Genomic DNA, 21,411 nt, shown 5'->3' on the forward strand with positions numbered 1-21,411 from the left:
CGCCAGGGGGCCAGTAACCCTAAACGGAGTTAAAGATTTTTCTTCGGCGAGCTTTTTGCGGGTACGAACAGGCGCGTCGTGCCGTCCTCGAGCCGCTCGGCATGGAGGGGAAGTAGGGTGGTTACCGCCTCGACGAAACTGGACACATCGCCAGCCTCGAAGGATCCGCCGATCCTTTCTTCTGCATAGTCGGCGGCCTCAAGCCGAACGGGGTGAGCAGCGTAGCGGTTCACTTCGGCAATCGCCTCCCCGAGCGGCATGCCGTCGAGGACGATTCTCCCTTGGGTCCAGGCCGTGGCCTGCATTGTGTCGACCGCGCGGACTACCGGATGCTCTCCAGGTCTGACTGTCCATTGCTGCCCCGCGACGAGATGCGTCGGTGCTGCCCTGTCGATCTGGACCTGGACACCTCCCTGGACGAGCGTGACGGCAATGGTGGGACCCACATGCCGGACATCGAAACGTGTGCCGGTAGCGGTAACCGAAGCACCGTCGGCAGTGACCGAGAACGGGCGGGACGTGTTATGAGCCACGCTAAAAAAGGCCTGTCCCCGCGACAATTCCACGCGTCGGCGCGCGTGACCGAAGCGGACGAAAATCCTGGTGTCGGCGTCGAGCCTTACCTGCGAGCCGTCCGCCAATTCGATCAGGCGTCGCTCGCCAACGACCGTCTGGTAGGTTTGCCCGGAAAAGACGTTTCGCACGCTAAAGCTCCCGACGAGAAGCACGCACAGGCACAGTGCAACTACGGCGTAGCGGGTCCGGACGACGCCAAATCGCGGGCGGACCCTGCGGCGCTTCAAAGCAGCCCGGGTCTCGGCGATGATCCGCGGACTGTCTGCTATCTGCCCAACATCCTCCCAGAAGCGTTCGGCCTCGGCAAAAGCCGCCGCGTTGGCATCATCCCGGCGCCAGCGGAAGAAGCCCTCGAGCGTCGCCCGTGAAACGGGCAGCGTTCGAAGGCGCACGAGCCATTGTGCTGCTTGCGCGCGGGAGTCGCCGCTGAGATCCTCTTCGTCGCTTACCATCTGCCGCTTATCCCTGCAGCCTGGCCGTGCAATGCTCGACCGCTTTGCTGATCCGCCATTCAACGGTCTTAACCGAGATGCCAAGAAGCGCAGCGATGTCTTTGTGACTCTTACGCCCAAAACGGCTCAGCACGAAGGCCTCCCGATAGAGTTCCGGTATCCCGAGGACTAGCCGCTCCAGCTCGACCCGCGTCTCCTGTTCGCTGAGGCTGCGGCTGGGGTCAATTGGGGCGTCATGAGAGGCACCTGCGCGGTGCTTCGCGCGTACGGCGTCTCGGCGCCGCTGATCGCGGAAAAGGTTGAGCGCGATCCGGGAGAGAAGGGCTTTCGGGTGTTGGATGGCGCGCGCCGGCACGTCCATCAGGCGAAGATAGGTGTCTTGAACGATGTCCTCCGCTTCGGCGTTCTGCAGCCGGAGGCGGTGGCGAAGTACGCCGCGCAACCAGCCTGCGTGGCTGGCATAGAGCCCGTCGATGGTCGCAACATCGTCGTCTTCGGCGATTGCCGTCTGCCGTATCATGCCGTCCCATCCGGCCATCGCCGTGGCTCCTACGCCAAGGTAGGGACGATGGCATTGGCCAAATAGGAACGCCTATGCGCCCGGCGTCACGCTGCTTCATGCACCGCGGCCAAGCCAATGGGTCGCCCGACGCCGGATCGGCCGGAGGGCGGACATTTTTTGCATAGGGGATTCCACGCCCCTGCCGTCAGCCTTCCGACGGCATCATCAGGCTGTCGCATTCGCAGCGCGGAAGCAAGTCCGAAGATGAACGTAGGGGGCAGGATGGAAGGGGCGGGTGTTGGAATCCCTATGCAAGGAACCCGTTTATTCGGCCGGGCGCACATCAGCGCTGCCACGCCCCTTCCGACATTGAAGCCCGGCCTATTCGCGGCACCGTGATGACGGTAGCCGCGCGATCCCGGCCGAGCAATACGGCGACGATCATGTCACCTGCAGACGTTCCTCGCAGATGATCTTGGTCAGCCGCTGGAGCTCGTTAATCCGCTCGGTCAGCCAGTCCAGCTCCTCATCCGTGATCCTGTAGAAATCAAAATAGCGCGCTTTGATGTATGCGGCGCGGAGCAGTTCGTAGCAGCGTTTGGCGAACTTGGAATTCTGATTCCAGACACCCATGAGGCGGGAGTCGAGCTGCTCGCAGCGCTTTGAGAGGAAGTTGAGGCTGTGTGATTTCGGTTTGTAAAGCTTGAGGACGAGCAGCACGCAATAATAAGCCCGTTCTGTCGCTTGGTGTAGATTGAATGCGGCCTCATTGCGCCATTTGGCCTGCTCATTTGGATCATCGGCGCGCAAAGCTTCGCCGCGTTGGAACGAAGCTGTTCGGAGAGAGCGATCAATGCCTCCGAAATCATTCTGGTAATAGCGTTTTGCTTCTTCCCGCGCATCTTCGTCGGACAAGAGGAGAGGCTCGGCAAACGGATGGCCTGGCTGCTCGAACAGCGCGACGCCGTCCTTGACGATGTCGATGAAGAAATAGCGACCCCGGCGTAGCTGGTGGTTGATGTCGTCGATGGTATGCACAATGAGATTGAGGGGCTGTGGCCAGAAACGTCGGAGCAGCATTTCGACCATGCGGTCCTCGGCGGTGTTCCAGTATTCCGCCGCGTCGGTGAGATCCTCATGGTCCACGACAACCAGGATATCGTAATCGGAAAAATACCGACCGATGGGATCAACCACCTGCCTACCGCGCGCATACGAACCGAACAGAACAATCTTGAGGATGCGGCCATTGCGCAGATGCTCCGCCCGACGGTCTGCAGTGGCCTTGGCAAACTCCTCGCGGAGGATATCCACTGCTTGGACCAAATCGCGTCGCGCTCGGGCCGGTAGCCGGTCGATGCTGGATTTTGATGCGCTCATAGGCCGAGTCTTGCCGGCGTTGAGTAGAAACGCAAGCGTCAACGGACGCCTACAAGTTGCTCTGTGGACGATTGCTGCGACATTGGCGGCGATGACCTTGCTGTGGAAGGGTGCGAAGCGATCGGAGACATGGGTGTAGAACAGCACGCCCGGTTCGCTGGCATAGCGGGCGTTGTGGTCGGCGCGCGCCTCGCCCCGCCCGCCTGCACGAAAGAACTGCCCGTCCGATGACGAGGTGTCGCCCGGTCCCCATAGACGGCTGAGCGGATGGGCATGGTGATGGTCGACGATCGCGGCGAGCGCGCCGGCATAGGTCTCGTCACGGATATGCCATTCGGCGGTCCACAGCAGCCGGGCATGGGTCAGGCCACGCGAGCTTTCCGCCATGCGGGCAAGGCCGAGGTTGGTGCCATCGGCGAGGATCGCGCCCATCAGAGCGGGTCGCTCGCTCGCGGGAATTCCAGTGCGGGCATGGACGAAGCGTTCGGCAAAGCCGGTCCAGGCGGCGACCTCGGCGAGCAGGTCGGTGATACGGATGCGTGGCAGCAGCCCATAGAGGCGGGCCTTTAGTTCATCCGCTTCGTCCGGGGTGGAGCGCCGCAGCGGCGAGATGGTCAGGCGACCGTCCTCGATCGCGGCATCGGGCAGCGTGCCTTCGGCCGCGGCGCGCTCCACCTCGTCCATCCGCTGGCGAAGCCGATCCCGGTGGGCAGCGATCCATTCGGGTGCGCTCATATCGACCGCCAGGCCAAGCTGCCCTTCGGCGCGCATGATCGCGAAGGCCTGGGCCGGGAGAAGATAGTCGTCGAGGGTGCGATAGGCGCGGCTGCCATCCACCCAGATCGCGCCCGACGCGAGCCGGTCGCGCAGATGGACCAGCACCGCGATCTCCCATCCACGCCGGTTGAATACGCCATCCGATGAGAGGACGACCCGACGCCACTTGGGCTTGAGAAACGACATGGGCGCTTTGCGTGGCAGGATGGTGCGACCTTCGGCGTAGAACGAGCGCAGCAACTCAACGGCGCCGAGCAGCGGATCACCCGCGCGTGCGGTCCGGAAGCGGAACGCGGCGACGAAGGTCGGCAGGAAGCGGCGGACCGCCTGATAGCGCTCCACCACCTCGTCGAGACCGTCCTCACCAGGGCGGGTCAGTTCCTCCGCCGCGCGTACGCTCTGCTCGAGTGCCGGCCACCCGATCCGCTCATCGACCAGCGCCAGTGCATTGCTGCCTGTGCTCCGCGCATCGAGCAACGTCCGCCCGAGGCGGATATGCAGCCGGGCCGTGTCGCGGAACAGCCGGGCTTGGTCGATGAGGCGTTCCGACCGGGTGCGGTCGGCACGTCGGAACATGCCGCCCACTAGCTTCTCGACCATCAGGATGGCGGCGTCGGTCAACGCCACCTCCATCTCGATCGCGAAGGCGACGAGCGTGGCAAGGCGACGCCGGTTTTCGAGCCGGGTCAGGTGCTGGGCGGTCATGATCGCGGCCTCGCGCGCGATCACCGCATAGCGACTGGCATGGATGCGCCGCGCCCGTTCCGCCTCGATGCCGAGGCCACGGACATGATCGAGCCGTTCGACGATCGCCTTGAGGTTGCCGGCGCCGGGCGCTTCCGGCCAGTCGCGTATCCACGCCAGGAGCGAACGGGTGGGTGTTCCCCCGACCCGCAGCATGGCATCGAGCCGCTCGACCTGATCCGGCGTCAGGTCGCGGCCGAGCCGAGCGAACGCCTGCCGTCTGGCCTCCGCGCGGGCGACCAGCGCGATCCGTTCGAGCACGGCCGGCAGCGGCAGCACGACGCCCGCCCCGCGCAGCCGCTCGACCATGGCCGCGACGATGGCATCGCAGCGGTCGGTGGACGTCGCCACCTCGCTGGCGGTTGCGAAGACCGTCCCACGGTCCGCACGTTCGAAGGCGCGTAGGCCGAGCCGGCGCTCGATCGCGGCACGATGCTCGCGCAGCGTCGTGTCGCGCGCGGCATAGTCGGCAAAGGCGCCGGGTGCGCAGCCGATCTGGGCGGCCAGCACCGCGAGCATCGCCGCAGGCGGCACCTCACCGGGTTCGATCGCCCGGCCGGGATGGCGGAGGTAGCCGAGCTGCACCGCATAGCCGATCCGGTTGGCGGGACGCCTGCGTCGGAACACCTCGACCAAATCGTCGGCGCCGAGCGTGTACAGCCGCTCGATCGCGGCGGGGTCCGATGGCGGATCGAACAGCGCGGTGCGCTGTGCCGGCGACAGGATTTGCGCGACCATCTTGACCTGCTCCCCTTGCTGTCACACAACCACGTTGTGATGACGTTGACGCGACATAGTCGGAGTGACTGGTTAAGTGACAGCAAGGCGCCGCCTCGCGGCGATGCCATCAACTGTCACGTGGACGCACGTTAAAGTGACGGCGCTGATCGGCTATGCGCGGGTGTCGAAGGCGGACGGCAGCCAGGTCATCGACCTCCAGCGCGACGCGCTGGCGAAGGCCGGCGTCGATCTGGACCATCACCTCTATACTGACGCCGCATCGGGCAAGCGCGACGACCGGCCGGGACTGGATGCGTGCATCAAGGCGCTGCGGCATGGCGACACGCTGCTGGTATGGAAGCTCGACCGGTTGGGGCGCGACCTGCGCCACCTCGTCAACTTGGTCGGCGACCTGACGAAGCGCGGCATCGGGCTGAAGGTGCTCACCGGCGAAGGTGCCTCGATCGACACCACCACCGCTAACGGCCGGCTCGTCTTCGCGATCTTCGCCGGGCTGGCCGAGTTCGAGCGCGAACTGATCGTCGAGCGGACCAAGGCCGGCCTTGCGGCAGCGCGTGCCCGGGGACGAAGCGGCGGTCGCCCGTTCAAGATGACGCCTGCCAAGCTACGTCTTGCCCAGGCGGCGATGGGCAAGCCCGAAACCAAGGTCGCCGAGCTGTGTGCTGAACTCGGCATCACACGCCAGACGCTCTACCGCCACGTCACGCCCAAGGGCGATATCAGACCAGACGGCGAAAAGCTGCTGGCAAGGAAGCGATGATCTGCCATCACTGATGTTGCACGCTGCCGTTCGACACGATCCAGCCCGGCGAAAGCTTGAGGCTCCACCCGGCTCCGACATATTCACTGCCACGCGCGGTGCCGGGACCGGCGACCGATGCCGACTTCCAGTCCTTCGCGATCAGCACGCCCTGCTCCACCGTCAGTGTGCCCCATGCGTCGCGGATAGTGGCCGTCGGATAGACGGTGCCCGATGGCGGCAGCGCGAAGACGTTCTGCGGATTGAACTGGATCTGTATGTCGATCAGCGGCAGCCGCATGACCGGACCATCGATCAGCATGGTTCGCCAGTGCGCGGCCTGGCGGGCATGAGCATCCGCCTTTGCCGCTTCTTCCGACCGGATGCCGGCAAAGCCGTAACGATCGCGGACCGCCTCCACCGGGGGCAAGGCAACGTCACCAATGGCATGATGCAGCAAGGCCCCCAGATCGCTGTCCGGTCGCAAGCCGTTCCGCCACCCTGGAGACAGCCGGTCGAGCAACAAGCCATAGGCGGGACCGGACGCATAGGCGAAGCTGCGAACATAGCCATCGTGCCGGTCGTAATCGGCCAAGGCACCGATCGTCGAAGCCACGGCGTCCTTGCCGGCACCGAGGCGCTTGCCGGTATACTCGGCGATCCCTTCGTTGATTTCCAGCGCGTTCTCCCGGCCAGTCGCCTCCGTCGCCATACTGCGCCGGAGCGCGCGAAAGGCCAGCGCATCACGGATCGCCGTCCGTTGCGGCACGCCATCCGTTCGCAGTGCCTGAGCCAGCGCTCGCCATTCGAGACGCAGGAGCAGGCGCCCGTCGAGCGTGTCGAGGTGATCCGGCAAAGATGCCACGGGTGGGGGAAGGCGATCGGGCTGGATGCGGTGGAAAGCCTCGTGCATCAGCAAGGTATCGCGTTTGTCGCGATCCGAGGGGAGTGGCAGCAGAACCATCGTCCAGCGGGTGCCTGCCCAGTCGATCGCGGTGTTCGCCATGCCGATGTCCTGGGGCAGCGTTCCGATGAACATCGCGCCCGAGGGCCGGAGATCATGGCCGATCGTATTCCTGTCGGCGTAGATGGCTCGCGTCTCGCGATCGACCAGCATGATCGGCCCGCACAGGCTCTTGCCCCACAGTCGTCCGCCATCGCGATGGCACAGGACACGATATTCGGTGATGGCTTCACCTGCGGCCTTGGCTTGTTGGGTAAATAGAGGTTGCGTCGTTGCCGACGTGGTAAGGAAGCAACCCGCTATTCCGCCGATCGTCAGCCACAGACTGCGATGATGCTTGTTGGGCATTGCTTCCGATCCCTGCCTTTACTGCGAGGCGGGCTCTATGGCGGGCGAAGGTATCGCCTTCATGGCCTCTTTGTATCCTGGACAGCGTTCAGGACATGAACGCGATACGATCCATCGATAAGGGAAGGCATGGCGAGCAGTGTGGCGCGGATCATCGTAGTGGAGGACGACGACAGCGTGCGCGACGCGATCGTCGGCTATCTGTCGCGGCATGATTTCGACGTCACGGGCGTACCCGATGCGCGGAGCTTCGATGCGTTGGCGGACGGCACCCGTGCCGACCTTATCGTTCTCGATGTGATGCTGCCGGGAGAGGACGGACTGTCACTCTGCCGCAGATTACGCGATGCTGCTCCTCCCGTCCTGATGCTCAGCGCGCTGGGGGATACGACGGACCGTATCGTCGGGCTGGAGATCGGTGCGGCGGATTATCTGGCCAAACCATTTGATCCGCGCGAGTTGCTCGCCCGCATCCGCGCGATCCTCCGGCGCGAAGCCCCGCCGGTCACGCAACCGCCGCTGTCCTATCACTTCGACGGATGGCTGTTCGAGCCGGATATCGCACGCCTGATTGCGCCGGACGGCACGCCGGTATCGATGACGGCAGGCGAACTGCGGATGCTGCTCGCGTTCGTCCGGCACCCGGCGCAAGTTCTTAGTCGAGACAGGCTGCTCGATCTTACCCATGGCGCGGATGACGGTCCCTTCGACCGGGCGATCGATCTGGCGGTCAGCCGATTGCGACGGCGATTGTCGGATACGGGCGGGACGAGCCTGATCGAAACCGTACGTGGGCTCGGCTATCGATTTAGGGCCGCGGTTAGCCGTCGATGAAGTGGTCGCCATCTATCCTGGCCCAGGTCGCGACGTTGGCGCTCACCACCCTGGTGCTCGCATTCGCTCTGAGCCTGGGCATCGTATTGATGACACCTACCCCTGCGCCGGTGCGGATGACAGTTCGTGATGCGGCAAGTGTATTGGAGGGCAAGCGGAGCGGTGCCTTCGGTTTGACGATCCGGTCGGCACCGCCCACCCCGCCCCGGATCGTGGAGGTCGAGGCTTCACTGGCGCGGATGTTGCGCGTCCGCCCCGATAAGGTTCGCGCGCGCTGGCTCGACAGCGATGGCGCCGGCAAGGGAAAAGCGACAGGGCAAAGCGTCATTCTGGTCGGTAACCGGACGTTGCTCGTCGACAGCGGTGCCGGCGGGTTTCGGATGCGATATGGTGCCGATGTGCGGATCGGCCCCGATGTGGAAATGCCCGCGTTCGAAGCAGCCGTTCGGCAGGACGATGGCCGTTGGCGAACCGTCATCCCGACCGATCGGCAACTTGCGGCGTGGCGACTGCGGCTGTTTGTGGCGTTCGGCTTGACCCTGATGCTTTCCGCGGTGCTAGTATGGATCGCAGCACGTCGGCTGTCGATTCCAGTGCGCAATCTGGCGGAAAGCGCGGCGCGAAGCGACTTGATTAGCGAACCGCCGTTTCGAGACGAGGGTCCGGCCGAGATCAGAGCCGTCGCCGCAGCGATGAACGCCATGCACCAGCGCCTTGCCGATCAGGCGGAGGAACGCTTCCAGGCGTTCGCCGCTATCGCCCACGACCTCCGCACCCCGCTGACCGGACTGCGCATCCGCGCGGAACTCGTTCCGCTAGGCGAGCGCGAACGCATGATCCATGATCTCGACCGGATGGCGGCGATGATTGGCGAGGTGCTCGACTTCGCGCAGATCGATCGGCATCGCCTTTGTCCGAAACACACCGATCTTGTCGCCTTTCTCACCGCAATCCGGGATGACCGGCGTTCGCTGGACCAAGATGTCGATCTGGCCAGCCAACTCGATGACGGCTGCGCCATGGTAGACAAACCTCTTCTGTACCGCGCCCTCGACAACCTCATCGACAATGCCGTGCGCTATGCGGGGAATGCCATCCTGTCGGTCGAGGATCGAGACACGCAGGTGTGCATCCATGTCGATGATTCCGGGCCCGGCATCCCTCTGAACGACGTCGGTGACATCGTCGCACCGTTCAGGAGGCTCGAACCATCGCGAAGCCGCGTGACAGGTGGGGTAGGCCTCGGCTTGGCGATCGCGGATCGTATCGCCGTCGCGCATGGCGGCAGGCTGATATTGGACAATCGGCAACCGCATGGCCTCCGCGCCACGCTCAGTCTGCCGTCACGCCCTTTCGCTTAGCGTACGCTCGTGAAGATATTCTGCGATGACCCCTATTTGTCTGGCACGCGTGCTCCGCCGGAGCAGCGCCGCAGGATGATCCGGAAACTTGCTTCGTCTGACGACCCGAATCTCCGACAGCGGGCGCACGAAGCGCTCGACGCTATGCTTGAGGCCGTGCATTTTTCGACACCGCATGATTTCGATTTTGGGGCGCGGTCACGTGATTTCGGCTGGGAACCAAACTTTCAGAGCGACATCGTCGACTGGTACGTCCAGGCGGTGATCCTTGCCGTTGAGCTCAAGGACAGGATCGATGCGAAGGGCGCCATCGCGCATCACGCGCGCGGCCTTTGGTGGGCAGGCGGTTGTCAGGATGCGCTTGAAGCAGCGGCGCTTCGCTTTGCCGAGGATGGGGTCTGGCTGGACGGTTGGATCGCGTTCCGTACGGCATTGCGCTTCGACGGGCCGGGGATGCCAGAAGACGTCCGCGTTCAGCTCTCTCGAATCATCGATCGGCTCAAGCCGGTCGGATTGGTCGAGCGCGTTCACGCACTCGTCTTGGAACGATCGCAGGGAGGCTACAGCCTCGAAGATGGTGAGGAAGATGATGTCGACGACGTTGCCGACGGCTACCGCCGGATTGCCGAGGCAGCGATCAGCATCGGGGAGGAGGCGACGGGATCACCGGCAGAGCTGAAACGGCTGATCGACGAGATCTCGGTTTCGCCGCACGCGCCCCGCGCCTTCGAGTTCGGAAGGGGATTGGCCCGAGGGGCCAAAAAGCTAGACGAGATGTGGACGGTGCTGGCGAGCGCCTATTTCGGTGCTGATCCAGCCACAAGGAATTCCGTCATGTTGGGAGGGTTCCTGCAGGAAGCGTATCAGCGCGACCCCGTATTCGGGGCTGCTCTTCTCGACCGAGCGATTGAAGATCCGACACTCGGCCCGATGTTTCCTTATCTGCAGGCGAGAGCCGGCATTGAAGGCGCTGCCGTCACCAGACTACGTCGTGCCGCCGCTTTCGGTCTTCTCAACGGCCGTGCCTTCGAGGTCATCGGGGGCCATGCAGCGGCGGGTATCGATCCGGGGGATGTTTGTGCCCTCTTGGAGGATATCCTTCCCCTCCCAAGTGGTGCGGAGGCGGCGCTCGAGATCCTATATATGTGTCTCATCACGCGGCGGGATAAGCAGCTGCCGATCGATCCGAGGTTCATCGCGCTCGGGCGGACGCTGCTCGTCGAAATCGATTTTCGGGAGGAGAAGACGCGCAGACACGGTGCGGCCGTCCTCATCCGTGCGTGCCTCACTGGCGGCTATTCAGATGCTGCCGCAATCACGATTCGTGGGAATGTGTGTGCCGCGCTCGAGGCTGACAGCGGACTATATCGCCATCTGGGCGAGGTGATCGACAGTCTGTTTAAGGTTCGGCCGTTCATTGCGCTCGACATCTTTGTCTTAGGCGTACAAGCGTCGCAAAACCGCCTTTTGCGATCCTATGGCTTCGATAAACCCTCATTGGTCGGGAAGCTCGACGTCGACGTCCTGATCACCTGGGCCGACCGTGATCCCGAAATCCGCTACCATCTCGTTGGCCGCGGCACATCGATGTTCGAGACGGTGGCGGAGGAGGCGGGTCAGGAGATCATGCTCTCGGACCGTTTTCTAAGGCTTTTGTCCTGCGCTCCCGATAAACTCGCCTTCCTCGGTAATTTCACTAATCGCATGCATCCGCAGGGTTGGTCAGGATCTTTGGCGGATGTGCTGACCGCGCGAGTTAAGGCAGTGCAGCCTCTGAACGGGCACGACGACGCTTCGGTGCGCAAATGGGTGGCAGATCTGGAGGAGCCGATGGCGAGTTGGATCGCTGGTGAGAGGGGACGCGACCGGAGGCAAGAGGAAAGTTTCGAGTAGAGCGGGGTAATTGGCGACGTTGGCTATCACCCCTCCGCAAAGATATGGGCAAACCAATCACGCCTGGGCGGAGCGGAGGCCCCCATTCGCCGATCGACTGGATCAACATGATCGGCGTGCCGGCGATTTTGTTACCTGGCGGCTTCTATGCGGATGGGCTTCCGTTCGGCGTCGAGTTCAGCGCCCGGCCATGGCGCGGTGGGGATCTACTCTCCTGGGCGTACGACTACGAGCAGCGGACGAGGCATCGACGCCCGCCAGTGTTGATCGATCGGGAGACGCTGGGCTCCGCCAGTCAGCCGCTCGAACCAGCCGACGGCCCCGATCCGGGGGCGGGACGCCGACGCATACCGGCTTTCGATAAGCGCGTGACGCAGTTAGGGTGGCGACGGGTTCTACTAGGGGGTGCGCGTGACTGATTTTGGACAGATGCCTTTCGGAGCGGCTGAATTCGCAGAGAACCCGGAGCCGCGCTGCCCCTGTCTTCTCCTCCTCGACACGTCGATGTCGATGAGCGGCGCGAGGATCGACGAGCTCAACGCCGGTTTGGCGGCTTTCAAGGACGAGCTGGCGGGTGATACGCTGGCCGCCAAGCGGGTCGAGGTCGCGGTCGTCACCTTCGGGCCGGTTCAGGTCGTTTCGGACTTCACGACGGTGACGAGCTTCTATCCGCCCACGCTCCGTCCGGAAGGCATGACGCCGATGGGGGAGGCGATCCAGCAGGGCATCGAACTGCTTCGCCGGCGTAAGGCCGAGTACAAAGCCAACGGCATCTCCTACTACCGGCCCTGGATCTTCCTGATCACCGACGGCGCTCCGACGGACTCGGTCGTAGCGGCCACCGCCGCCATCGCTGCGGGCGAGGCATCGAAGGAGTTCATGTTCTACGCCGTCGGCGTCGAGGACGCGGACCTTGGCGCGCTCGGGAAGATGGTCACGCGCGCGCCCCTTAAGCTGCGCGGTCTGGCGTTCAAGGAGCTGTTCGCCTGGCTGTCCGCTTCGTTGAGCTCGATGTCGAAGTCCAATCCCGGAGACGCCGTGCCGCTGACCAATCCCACTGCTCCCGACGGTTGGGCGGTGGCTGGCTGACGGTGGCCAGCTGGGCGTGGGCGGGAGCGTCCTGCCGGGGCGTATCCCATGCGAAGGCGGGAACGAGGCGGCAGGACGCGTTCAGCGTCTTCGCCGTCCGGGACGGATCGACGCTTGTCGCGATCGTGTCCGACGGCGCGGGAAGCTCCAGCCATGGCGGGGAGGGGGCGTCCGTCATCTGCCGGACGTTCACGACCAGTCTTCGCAGCCATTTTGCAACGGTCGCGGAAATGCCGACCGATGACGATCTGTGGGGATGGCTCGATACGGCGCGTGACCGGATCGCGTCGTCCGCGGACCGTCTCGCGCTTCGGTTGCGCGACTTCGCCGCCACGGTCGTGATCACGGTGACGGACGGGAAGGACACGCTCGTCGCCCACGTCGGCGACGGCTCCTCCGTCGTCCGGTCGAGCGAGGCTGCGGATTGGAGGGTGACGAGCTGGCCCGCGCAGGGTCAGTACGCGGCCACGACTTTCTTCGTCACCGACGAGCCGGAGGTCCGGATGCGCATGGTCCGGTCCGACCATGCCATCGACGCCGTCGTCGCGTTCACCGACGGGATCGAGCGTCTTGCACTGGATTTCGCCAGCGAGACGCCGCACGTCCCGTTCTTCGCGAAGATTATAGTGCCCCTCGAGCAAAGCGGCGCCGTCGGTTCGGACCGTGACCTTTCGGAGAAGCTGGCGGCCTATCTGAACAGCGATGCGATCAATGCTCGCACCGATGACGACAAGACGCTGGTGCTCGCGGTCCTTCGATGAGCCCGCCTCCCCTCTTCGCCGGCAACCGGCCGATCCGGATCGGAGCTCGCATCGGGAAGGGGGGTGAGGGGGAGGTCTACGCGATCGAAGGCGTCGCTGGCCATGCGGTGAAATTCTACACGGTCGCGGACGTTCTCGATCGTCAGCCGAAGATCGTCGCGATGATCAGGGCGGGACTGGCCAGCGGGAGCGATCGCGTCGCCTACCCGAGCGAGGTGGTGTCGGACGCGAGGGGTATGTTCGCCGGCTTCGTCATGAAGCTGGTGAGCGGTCATCAGCCGATCCATCACCTGTATTCGACGGTCGACAGGAAGACGCATTTTCCGAGCGCGGACTACCGCTTCCTTGTCCGCACGGCGGTGAACGTCGCTCGCGCGCTCGCGGAGGTTCACGCCAGAGGCTGCGTGATCGGCGACATCAACCACAGCGGCATCCTCGTGTCCGATCGCGCCACGGTCGCGCTCATCGATGCCGACAGCTTCCAGCTGTCCGAAGGCGGAACGCAGTACCTCTGCGCCGTCGGAACGCAGGAATACACGCCGCCCGAACTCCAGGGCGCCAGTCTAACTGGTATCGTCCGAACGCCGAACCATGATGCCTTCGGGCTGGCGGTGATCCTCTTCCAGCTGCTGTTCATGGGTCGGCAGCCGTTCAGCGGTTCCTATCAGGCGGCCGGGGAAATGACGCTCGAGAAGGCGATCGCCGAATACCGGTTCGCCTATTCGTTGCAGCGGGCGGTCGGGATGCGCCCGCCACCCGCGACGCCGCTTCTGTCCGACTTCCCACCGCCCGTGGCGCAGGCGTTCGAGACCGCGTTCGATCGCGGCACCAAGAGGCCGACGGCGGTGGGATGGATCGGCGTCCTCGAAAAGCTCGAAACCCAACTGAGACGGTGCCCGGACAACGACCTGCACTACTATCCCGGATCGGCGGCCGCCTGTCCGTGGTGCAGAATGGAGCGCGCGAGCCCCGGCCTCATCCTCTTCCTTCCGCCGTTGCCGCCCCAATCCGCCGCGACCGCGACGTCAACGCCGGGCGTCTTCGACCTGCGTTCGGTCTGGGCGGCGATCGAGGCTGTGCAGCTGCCGCCCGCGACGCCGCCCGACCCGCTGCTACCCGACATGGACGCAGTGGCTTCGGACGCCGCGGTCGCGGCGGCAGGAACCGTGACGGCTCGAAAGGGCTGGGCGATAGTCGTCCTGGCGGGATCCGTCATCGGCACGGCCGTGGCCACGCCGGCTCTGATCGTCTGGCTCGGTCTCGGCCTCGTCGGGTTAATCATGCTGTTCGGGCGACCGAAGGCCGCCCGGGCGTTCCACGATCGGGCGCTTCAAGCAGACAGGCAGTGGACCCAGGCGCTCGCGGACTGGGAGCGGCGTTGCGGCGGACCCGAGCTCGCAGCGAACAAGAAGGCGCTTGGCGAGGCTCGCAGGCAGCTCGAGGCGCTGCCTGGCGAGCTCCGTGCGCAGCTCGCGAACTACGATGCGCACAGGCGGGACTTCCAGCTGCGATCCCATCTCGAGAACCACCGCGTCTCCGCGGCGAAGATACGGGGCGTCGGTCCGGGCCTGAAGGCGGCGCTCGCATCGTGGGGCATCGATAGCGCCCTCAATGTCAGCTATGCCGCCGTCATCCGCATCGACGGCTTCGGTCAGGCGAAAGCGACCGCGATGGACGCCTGGCGTCGGCAGGTCGAGGCGCGCTTCGTCTACGATCCGAGACCGAACGCCGCGGACACGCGCGAAAAGGACCGGATCAACCGCGAGGCCAATCACAAGGGGGCCCAGCTCCGGGAGAAGCTTGGGCGCGGGGCCAACGACCTCCGCGTGGCTTCGCAGACGGTCCTGATGCGGTGGAAGCTCGTCGACCAGCCGCTGGTGCGTGCGCAGGCGGAACGGCTGCAGGCGCTGGCCGACGACGACATCGTCAACCCGACCGTCGGTGCTCGCCTAAAGCGGATGAGTTCGCTGGCGTGGACGGTCCTGATCATGGCGATGATGGCGGCCGTTTTCGCCATGTCGAGGATCCAGATGCCCGTCCCGCATCCGGAGGCGCCCCCGGTGGCCGGGAGCACCCCGGAGCTTCCGGGCATGCAGCGGTTCGATCCTCCGAAAGGCTTCGTGGTGGCGCCGAAAGCCGGCATTCCGACCGTGAACGCGCGTGAGGCGCCAGATGGCGATGCGGTCGTGGAGAAGCTGAAGAAAGGCGCCTCCCTCCTCGCCATCGGTCGCTCCATCGCATCCGATGGCAGCGGATGGATCGCCTTCACAGGGTCGAACGGGACGACGGAATTCGTATCCGAGAAGGTCTTGCGGCCAGCGGATTCCGGCGCGGCGGACGCGGCCGGCGCGTGCGCCGGGAAGAGCGGCGTCGCGGCGATCCTCTGCATAGATCCGACCATTCGGAATCTCGACGATCAGCTAAACGACTCCTATCGCGAGATGCGTAGCCGGACGTCCGGCGACGAGCGTCGGCGACTTGTCGTTGGCGAACGCGACTGGCTTTCGCAGCGCGACGCGTGCGCGGGTTCACCGGACGCGGTCCGGTGTCTTGCGGAAGCGTATCGCAATCGTCTTGCGGAGCTTTCCGCGACGGCCGCTGTGCCCGCCCCCCGTCAGGGCGCCGCGACGCAGGCGCAGGATCCCGTGCCGGTCGTTGCCCCTCCGGCGGCCGGCGCACCCTCAGTCCAGGCGCCGCCGAGACCGAGGGGCGGTCCGGGAGGATGGATCACGCCGGACGACTACCCGCCGGGCGCCCTCCGTGCGGGCGAAGCCGGTCGCGTAACGTTCACCTTGCATGTGGAGCAGTCCGGTGCGGTCGATGGGTGCGACGTCGTCCAGTCTAGTGGCTTCGCAGATCTCGATCAGATGACCTGCCGACTCGTCCAGCGGCGCGCGCGGTTCGCGCCTGCCAGCGATCCGACAGGGCAGCCGATCGATGCGTCATGGACCAGCTCCGTGGATTGGAGGATTCCTGGCCAGTAGCTTACGATGCTGACGGACCGAAGCAACGACTCGGTATTGATCGCCACGGGATAGGGATCATCATACACCGTAACGCTTGTTGCCTCCGCTGGTGATGCAGTAGCGGCCTCCGCGAGGGCCGATGCACACACCTCCTCCGCCGCACGAGCAGCCGCTCGCCGACGTCCCGCGCGGGTGGTGAATGACTCGATGTCTGTGCAGGGCATAGCTGCGGGCGCCGGCCGCGCCGAGCGGGGCGGCGTTGCGCGCCAGACGGGGGCCATGTCCTCCGCTCGCCCGGGAATTGCCCTGGTAGGGTGTCGAGATCGGAGCGTCGGTTGATAGGAACCGGGACAGGGCCCAGCAGTCCGCTGTGCCGGGGCTGGAGACCTTGCTCCATACGCCGGAAGCGGCGCTCGCCGTCACGGCGGTGCCGCGTTCGAGCGTCCTGACGACGGACCCGCCGGAACCGGGCGCGGAACGGCAGTTCAACGAGAGTGTGTTGACAAAGGACGGCGCCTGGACCGCCTGCGGCGCCGTTCCCGGAGCGGTCCGGGGCGACGCGGAGTAGAGACCGACGGCACCGAGCACGATGACAGCCCCGATGCCGGCGATCCATCCCGCCCCGTTCGATTTCGTCTGCTGTCCAGCGACGGCTCCCGGCAGATGAGGCGCATGCGGCGTCAGCGTTGAATAGGACAGGCCGCTGCCCGGAATGCCGATCGTGGTGCGCGTGCCCCTCTTGCTCAGGTTCACGGTGGCCCCGTGGCCCCCGATACTGGTGCTCACGCCCGATTTGCTGAAGTTCAGGCGGACACCGGGAACGATGCTCATCGACTTTCGGAATCTGAACCCCACACTGTCGCCCCTCTGCGCTGCGGACATCCTGATGCATCAGGATGTCTTAATCCAGCGCTAGGTGGTGTGGACACTTACCGCAGCCACAGGGCGATGGCAGCGAGTGTGATGACGGCGCGGTAGTTTCGGGCCGTTTTCTCAAAGCGGGTGGCGACGCGCCTGAACTGCTTGAGCTTGGAAAAGCAGCATTCGACGAGATGGCGTTGAGCGTAGAGATGTTTGTCGAGCGGATGCTTGAACGTGCGGGAGGGGTTGTTCGGGATGACGGCCGTAGCGCCCTTGTCGGCGATGGTCTGGCGTAGGGCGTCGCTGTCGTAGGCGGTGTCGGCCATGACGATTTTGGCTGGCAGTCCGTCGACGAGGCCGGCCGCTTGCGGCGCATCTCCCTTTTGTCCTGCGGTCAGCGTGAACCGCACGGGACAGCCAAGTCCCCGGACGGCCATGTGGATCTTGGTGCTCAGGCCGCCGCGTGAACGGCCAATGGCCTGATCTTCAGACCCCCTTTTTTCGCCCCGGCAGCGTGCTGATGGGCGCGAACGACGGTGCTGTCGATGATCAGATATTCGAAGTCCGGGTCATCCGACATGGCCTCGAAGATCCGCCACCATACACCCTTCGCACTCCACCGGCTGAAGCGGCGAAACGCGCTGTTCCAGTCGCCGAACACCTCGGGGAGATCGCGCCAGGGCGACCCCGTCCGCACAATCCACAACACCGCCTCGACGAACATCCGGTTGTCGCGACCGGTCGACCCCTTCTGATCAGGCCGCCCGATGATCAGCGGAGCCATCCGCTCCCAGGCGCTGTCGCTCAACACCAGCCGATCCATCACACCCAATGCCGCCTCCTAAAAGCAGCCTTGAATCATGCTTCAACGCAAATGGGAATCCTTAGAGTCCACACCACCTAGAGGAGCGCGGACGCGGATGCGACGGGCCGCTCGTCCATTGGGTTTCGGCAACCTCAGACGTTTTACGTTCCGCGCAGGGATTTCTAGGATGTCCCACGAGCTTCCGGCAGCACCCGACCAACTCAAGACATTCAGCGTCGTTGATGCAAGCGTCGGCTTCTGCTGAAACCTGATGGGGTGGACGCCCCCCGACGGCATCGATGTGCCAAAGTGGAGGTGTTGATCACCACTTGAGGGAGGCGTCCGTGTCGCAAGCTAGCACAATCGGTCTGGATATCGCCAAGAGTTCGTTTCACGCGCATGGCGCCGACGAACGCGGAGAAGTGGTGTTCAGCCGCAAATTGACCCGCAGGAAGCTGCTCGACTTCTTCGCTGCTCAACCAGCCTGCCTTATCGCGATGGAGGCCTGTGGTGGCGCTCATCACTGGGCACGCGAACTGACGCAGCTTGGCCATGAGGTGCGGCTTATCCCGCCCGCGTATGTCAAACCGTTCGTGAAGCGACACAAGAACGATGCGGTCGATGCAGAGGCGATTTGTGAAGCGGTACAGCGACCCGGTATGCGCTTCGTCGCGATAAAGACGGAGGAGCAGCAAGCTGCTGGCATGGTTTTCCGGACCCGCGACTTACTGGTTCGTCAACGGACGCAGCTCATCAATGCCTTGCGCGGCCATCTGGCCGAGTACGGCTGGGTAGCGCCGCGCGGCAAGGCTCATATAGCTATGTTGGCCGACTTGCTCGATGAGGATGAAATGGCCTCATCCTTGCCAGAGGGGGCACGAGCCATGTTCAAGATCATGACCGATACGCTTGCCGAGCTCGGCGTTCGGATCGCAGACCTGGACAAGGAAATTGTCCGTCGTGCCCGCGAAGACGAAGTTGCGCGACGGTTGATGACGATTCCTGGGATCGGGCCGATCGCTGCTACCGCGATCGTGGCGCTGGCACCGCATGCCACCACGTTTAACAAGGGGCGGGACTTTGCTGCATGGCTGGGTCTAGCGCCCCTCCAGCACTCCACAGGAGGCAAGCAGAAGCTCGGTCGGATCTCGAAAATGGGTGAGCGAACTATCCGACGGCTGCTGATCATCGGCGGCAGCGCAGTCGTGAGGCAGGCAACAGTACATGGTGCGCCTGCAGGCTCGTGGCTCGAAGGGATGCTGGCGCGCAAACCTCGGATGCTCGTCTCGGTGGCGCTCGCCAACAAGATGGCGCGTACGGCCTGGGCACTCATGACCAGGCGAGAAGATTACAAAGCTCCGGTCGTCGCTGAAGCGTAAAGCTGCAGCGCAGGGCCAGAGGTCGTCGGAGACGTAGGCGGTCGAAGGAGGGTATGGCACAACAGTCGGTAGACGGGGTCGGAAAACCAGTGAACGGCGTGGCGCTAGCCAAGCGCGCAAACCCGATGTGGATCCGGTCCGCGAACTCCCATACAGGCCAGCAGCTCCAAGTTGCTCAACAGGCCGGACAGACGAGAGCACCTGACTACGTTGCCACACCTCATTTAACGCTTGCATCTTTAGGGGCGTCCACAGACGCCGTTCGGGTCGCTCAAATCAGCCCGTCGGCTGTGCGCCTCAAAAGCGGTCATTCCGGCGATCGACGCAGCTTACCAATAGCGGCCGGTCAGCTCGGGCGCAGAGAGGTGCCCAGCTAACCACCGAATGTGATGGGAAGCGCATGGGGAGGAGCCGCGTGAGCCAATCTGCCCCGCCGTCGCATCAGATTTGAACCCTGCTGAATGCACGTCACCCTACGGCTTTTCCGCACTATATAATTGCGGGCCCGATCATTGCGAGCAGCGATCCGCCGAACAAGGTCAGCTGCAAGCCGCTGGCGCTCGCGGAATCGGTCGCGGCTGCGGGCCGTGAGCACCCCGCTACCTTGCGGTAGCGAGGTGCACGTAATTCTCGCTAGCCGTCGAGATCCGCGTCGATCGCCGCATAGGCGCGAGATCGCAGACCATCCGGTCCCTCTTCGATCGTCGCGGTCGGGATCGTCTCGATCGCGAGGTTTGAGTTAGGCGGCCAGATAAAGGCGGTGCGGAACCGCTTGCGATACTCGATGCGGTAGCCACGATAGGTTTCATAGAACGACATTTTCGGTCTCCATTCTGAAGCGCGTCGGGATTTGACGCGGACTAAATTAGTCAGCGGGTTTCGTGCTCGGGCTTGCAGCCGATACGGCGGATGATCCGGACGCCCGTGGGCCGAAAATTGAAGAGGTATGCTGCCGTCGTGACTCGCGCAATTACGTCCGCTCGTCGATTCCAGGAGACGCTCCCGCAAGGCTACGCTGCGATCGTCACGCTCGTCCCCACCGGCCTCGATACCCAGGATCCGCTGCGCGAGCGCCATGACGATCGCTCGATCGATATCGACAATACCATGGGCTCGGTCTGGATCGATGTGGTGGATCCTGAGAACGATGCGGTGGTCGCCACGGCGGTCTTCGCCGCCGATGCACAGGCGGTGCGCTGCGATACCGTCGATGTGATGCTACCTTATCGCGAGAAAGGTGTCGCGACCGCCCTGTACAGAATTGCCAGCCGCGTCTTCGACGCGCCGGTGGTACCGAGCGGCCTGCTGTCGGACGAGGCCCAATTATTCTGGGGCGTGAAGACGCAGATCCGCTGGCCTTGATCGCGTGCGCATTATAGCCCAGTCGACCCGTGCCTTAGTCTGAAGCTGCGGCTAGAACCCCGATCATGCCACGCGACAACTTCCTGATGCCGGTCAAACGCGAACTTGCGCTGCGCTCTGCGCACTTCTGCTCGAACCCCTATTGCCTCAAGCTAACCGCCGGGCCCCGGCGCGGCTCCGAGCGCGGACTTGGCACCGGCCACGCCGCACATATCGGCGGCGCGGCACCGAACGGTCCGCGCTACGATCCAGGGCAGTCCGAGGCCGAGCGCGTCGCCGTCGAAAACGGCATCTGGCTTTGCCGCGAGTGCGGGGACATCGTCGACAAGGACGAGGAGGGGCATCCCGCCGAGCTGCTGCGCGCGTGGAAGCGCGATCACGAGGCGATGATCGCCGAGGTGCGGCAGCAAGGCTATTCGCGCAGCCTCGAGTTGCTCCGCTCGAACCAAGCCCAGCCCGGTCTCGCTCGCGACATTATCGCGCTTTTCGAGGACCGCCGGCTGTTCTGGGCACGGTTCGATGCCGAGTTCCCGGACCGGGTGCGGTTGTCGCTCGACAATCTGCGCCATGACCTGACCCGCCTGCGCGAACGTTGCGCCGCGGGCAGCCCGATCGACGTAGTGCTGGTCGCGCTCGGGCGGACAATCCGCCATTTCTTCGACGCGGTCGAACGCTTCGATCTCGTGACCTTGCGCTGCGATTCGAACGACCCGGACTGGCGGGCGTTCGAGACTGCACTGCGCGTGCTGCGCAAGGCGATCGGCTACCAGATCGCCGCGCTGGCCGACGCCTATCAAATTTCGTTGAGCGGCGAATTCGCCGACCAGCTTCCACGCTACGATGGTGGCGAGGTCGCCGAGGATGGGGAGGGCTAGCC

The 21,411-nt window shown here is 64.3% G+C and carries 17 protein-coding genes; 10 read left to right on the forward strand and 7 right to left on the reverse strand.

Annotated elements, in window-relative coordinates; translation table 11 throughout:
* Nucleotides 1–29: 29 nt before the first annotated feature.
* From PBT88_RS09500 to PBT88_RS09510, 3 genes are all read right to left on the reverse strand, one after another.
* Nucleotides 30–1,028, reverse strand: coding sequence for a FecR family protein (locus tag PBT88_RS09500; protein WP_270078934.1), 999 nt, complete (start codon nt 1,026–1,028; stop codon nt 30–32).
* Nucleotides 1,029–1,035: 7 nt separating this feature from the next.
* The gene (locus tag PBT88_RS09505) at nt 1,036–1,566 is read right to left on the reverse strand and encodes an RNA polymerase sigma factor (RefSeq protein WP_270078935.1); all 531 of its coding nucleotides are present in this window, start codon (nt 1,564–1,566) and stop codon (nt 1,036–1,038) included.
* Nucleotides 1,567–1,971: 405 nt separating this feature from the next.
* Nucleotides 1,972–5,169: a Tn3 family transposase gene (locus tag PBT88_RS09510; RefSeq protein WP_270078936.1), complete on the reverse strand. Its 3,198-nt coding sequence runs from the start codon at nt 5,167–5,169 to the stop codon at nt 1,972–1,974.
* A 103-nt stretch (nt 5,170–5,272) separates the two neighbouring features.
* Here PBT88_RS09510 and PBT88_RS09515 point away from each other — a divergent pair, with 103 nt between their 5' ends.
* Nucleotides 5,273–5,932 carry a recombinase family protein gene (locus tag PBT88_RS09515; protein ID WP_270079221.1) on the forward strand — a complete coding sequence of 220 codons (660 nt, stop codon included), beginning with the start codon at nt 5,273–5,275 and terminating at the stop codon, nt 5,930–5,932.
* Nucleotides 5,933–5,939: 7 nt separating this feature from the next.
* Here PBT88_RS09515 and PBT88_RS09520 read toward each other — a convergent pair whose 3' ends face one another.
* On the reverse strand, nt 5,940–7,223 hold the full coding sequence (locus tag PBT88_RS09520) for a hypothetical protein (RefSeq protein WP_270078937.1): 1,284 nt from the start codon (nt 7,221–7,223) through the stop codon (nt 5,940–5,942).
* A gap of 141 nt (nt 7,224–7,364) precedes the next feature.
* Here PBT88_RS09520 and PBT88_RS09525 point away from each other — a divergent pair, with 141 nt between their 5' ends.
* From PBT88_RS09525 to PBT88_RS09550, 6 genes are all read left to right on the forward strand, one after another.
* Nucleotides 7,365–8,057, forward strand: a complete 693-nt coding sequence (locus PBT88_RS09525) for a response regulator (RefSeq protein ID WP_270078938.1) — start codon at nt 7,365–7,367, stop codon at nt 8,055–8,057.
* Nucleotides 8,058–8,092: 35 nt separating this feature from the next.
* Nucleotides 8,093–9,418: a sensor histidine kinase gene (locus PBT88_RS09530; RefSeq protein ID WP_270078939.1), complete on the forward strand. Its 1,326-nt coding sequence runs from the start codon at nt 8,093–8,095 to the stop codon at nt 9,416–9,418.
* A gap of 9 nt (nt 9,419–9,427) precedes the next feature.
* Nucleotides 9,428–11,311, forward strand: coding sequence for a hypothetical protein (locus PBT88_RS09535; RefSeq protein WP_270078940.1), 1,884 nt, complete (start codon nt 9,428–9,430; stop codon nt 11,309–11,311).
* A 411-nt stretch (nt 11,312–11,722) separates the two neighbouring features.
* Nucleotides 11,723–12,400, forward strand: a complete 678-nt coding sequence (locus tag PBT88_RS09540; RefSeq protein ID WP_270078941.1) for a vWA domain-containing protein — start codon at nt 11,723–11,725, stop codon at nt 12,398–12,400.
* 2 nt (nt 12,401–12,402) lie between these two features.
* Nucleotides 12,403–13,161 (forward strand): PP2C family serine/threonine-protein phosphatase, encoded by a 759-nt coding sequence (locus PBT88_RS09545; RefSeq protein ID WP_270078942.1) that lies wholly within the window; start codon nt 12,403–12,405, stop codon nt 13,159–13,161.
* Nucleotides 13,158–16,145, forward strand: a complete 2,988-nt coding sequence (locus PBT88_RS09550) for a TonB family protein (RefSeq protein WP_270078943.1) — start codon at nt 13,158–13,160, stop codon at nt 16,143–16,145. Before PBT88_RS09545 ends, PBT88_RS09550 begins: the two co-directional genes overlap by 4 nt.
* 60 nt (nt 16,146–16,205) lie before the next feature.
* Here the strand turns inward: PBT88_RS09550 and PBT88_RS09555 are convergent, their stop codons facing one another.
* Together PBT88_RS09555 and PBT88_RS09560 are read right to left on the reverse strand one after the other, a co-directional pair.
* Nucleotides 16,206–16,958: a DUF4236 domain-containing protein gene (locus PBT88_RS09555; RefSeq protein WP_270078944.1), complete on the reverse strand. Its 753-nt coding sequence runs from the start codon at nt 16,956–16,958 to the stop codon at nt 16,206–16,208.
* Nucleotides 16,959–17,056: 98 nt separating this feature from the next.
* Nucleotides 17,057–17,820 (reverse strand): IS5 family transposase gene (locus PBT88_RS09560; RefSeq protein ID WP_407696530.1). Its coding sequence is split into 2 segments (ribosomal slippage): nt 17,057–17,482 and nt 17,485–17,820, totalling 762 coding nucleotides; the frame shifts between segments, so codons are not numbered across the junction.
* 317 nt (nt 17,821–18,137) lie between these two features.
* On the opposite strand from PBT88_RS09560, the gene PBT88_RS09565 reads away from it, so the two are divergent.
* Nucleotides 18,138–19,172 (forward strand): IS110 family RNA-guided transposase, encoded by a 1,035-nt coding sequence (locus PBT88_RS09565; protein ID WP_270078945.1) that lies wholly within the window; start codon nt 18,138–18,140, stop codon nt 19,170–19,172.
* 633 nt (nt 19,173–19,805) lie between these two features.
* Here PBT88_RS09565 and PBT88_RS09570 read toward each other — a convergent pair.
* Complete coding sequence (locus PBT88_RS09570) at nt 19,806–19,991, reverse strand: hypothetical protein (protein WP_270078946.1); 186 nt, start codon at nt 19,989–19,991, stop codon at nt 19,806–19,808.
* A 90-nt stretch (nt 19,992–20,081) separates the two neighbouring features.
* Here PBT88_RS09570 and PBT88_RS09575 point away from each other — a divergent pair, with 90 nt between their 5' ends.
* Complete coding sequence (locus PBT88_RS09575; protein ID WP_270078947.1) at nt 20,082–20,534, forward strand: hypothetical protein; 453 nt, start codon at nt 20,082–20,084, stop codon at nt 20,532–20,534.
* Nucleotides 20,535–20,599: 65 nt separating this feature from the next.
* Nucleotides 20,600–21,409 (forward strand): hypothetical protein, encoded by an 810-nt coding sequence (locus tag PBT88_RS09580; RefSeq protein ID WP_270078948.1) that lies wholly within the window; start codon nt 20,600–20,602, stop codon nt 21,407–21,409.
* The last annotated feature ends 2 nt before the right edge of the window (nt 21,410–21,411 follow it).

Origin of the sequence: Sphingomonas abietis (genome assembly GCF_027625475.1) — a bacterium.
GTDB classification, from domain to species: Bacteria; Pseudomonadota; Alphaproteobacteria; order Sphingomonadales; family Sphingomonadaceae; genus Solisphingomonas; species Solisphingomonas abietis.

What these genes read in the sequence shown, in the direction of transcription:
- PBT88_RS09520 (WP_270078937.1), bottom strand. Translation starts at nt 7,223, where the DNA reads ATGCCCAACAAGCATCATCGCAGTCTGTGGCTGACGATCGGCGGAATA.
- PBT88_RS09555 (WP_270078944.1), bottom strand. Translation starts at nt 16,958, where the DNA reads ATGAGCATCGTTCCCGGTGTCCGCCTGAACTTCAGCAAATCGGGCGTG.
- PBT88_RS09570 (WP_270078946.1), bottom strand. Translation starts at nt 19,991, where the DNA reads ATGTCGTTCTATGAAACCTATCGTGGCTACCGCATCGAGTATCGCAAG.
- PBT88_RS09500 (WP_270078934.1), bottom strand. Translation starts at nt 1,028, where the DNA reads ATGGTAAGCGACGAAGAGGATCTCAGCGGCGACTCCCGCGCGCAAGCA.
- PBT88_RS09505 (WP_270078935.1), bottom strand. Translation starts at nt 1,566, where the DNA reads ATGGCCGGATGGGACGGCATGATACGGCAGACGGCAATCGCCGAAGAC.
- PBT88_RS09550 (WP_270078943.1), top strand. Translation starts at nt 13,158, where the DNA reads ATGAGCCCGCCTCCCCTCTTCGCCGGCAACCGGCCGATCCGGATCGGA.
- PBT88_RS09510 (WP_270078936.1), bottom strand. Translation starts at nt 5,169, where the DNA reads ATGGTCGCGCAAATCCTGTCGCCGGCACAGCGCACCGCGCTGTTCGAT.
- PBT88_RS09580 (WP_270078948.1), top strand. Translation starts at nt 20,600, where the DNA reads ATGCCACGCGACAACTTCCTGATGCCGGTCAAACGCGAACTTGCGCTG.
- PBT88_RS09575 (WP_270078947.1), top strand. Translation starts at nt 20,082, where the DNA reads ATGATCCGGACGCCCGTGGGCCGAAAATTGAAGAGGTATGCTGCCGTC.
- PBT88_RS09515 (WP_270079221.1), top strand. Translation starts at nt 5,273, where the DNA reads ATGCCATCAACTGTCACGTGGACGCACGTTAAAGTGACGGCGCTGATC.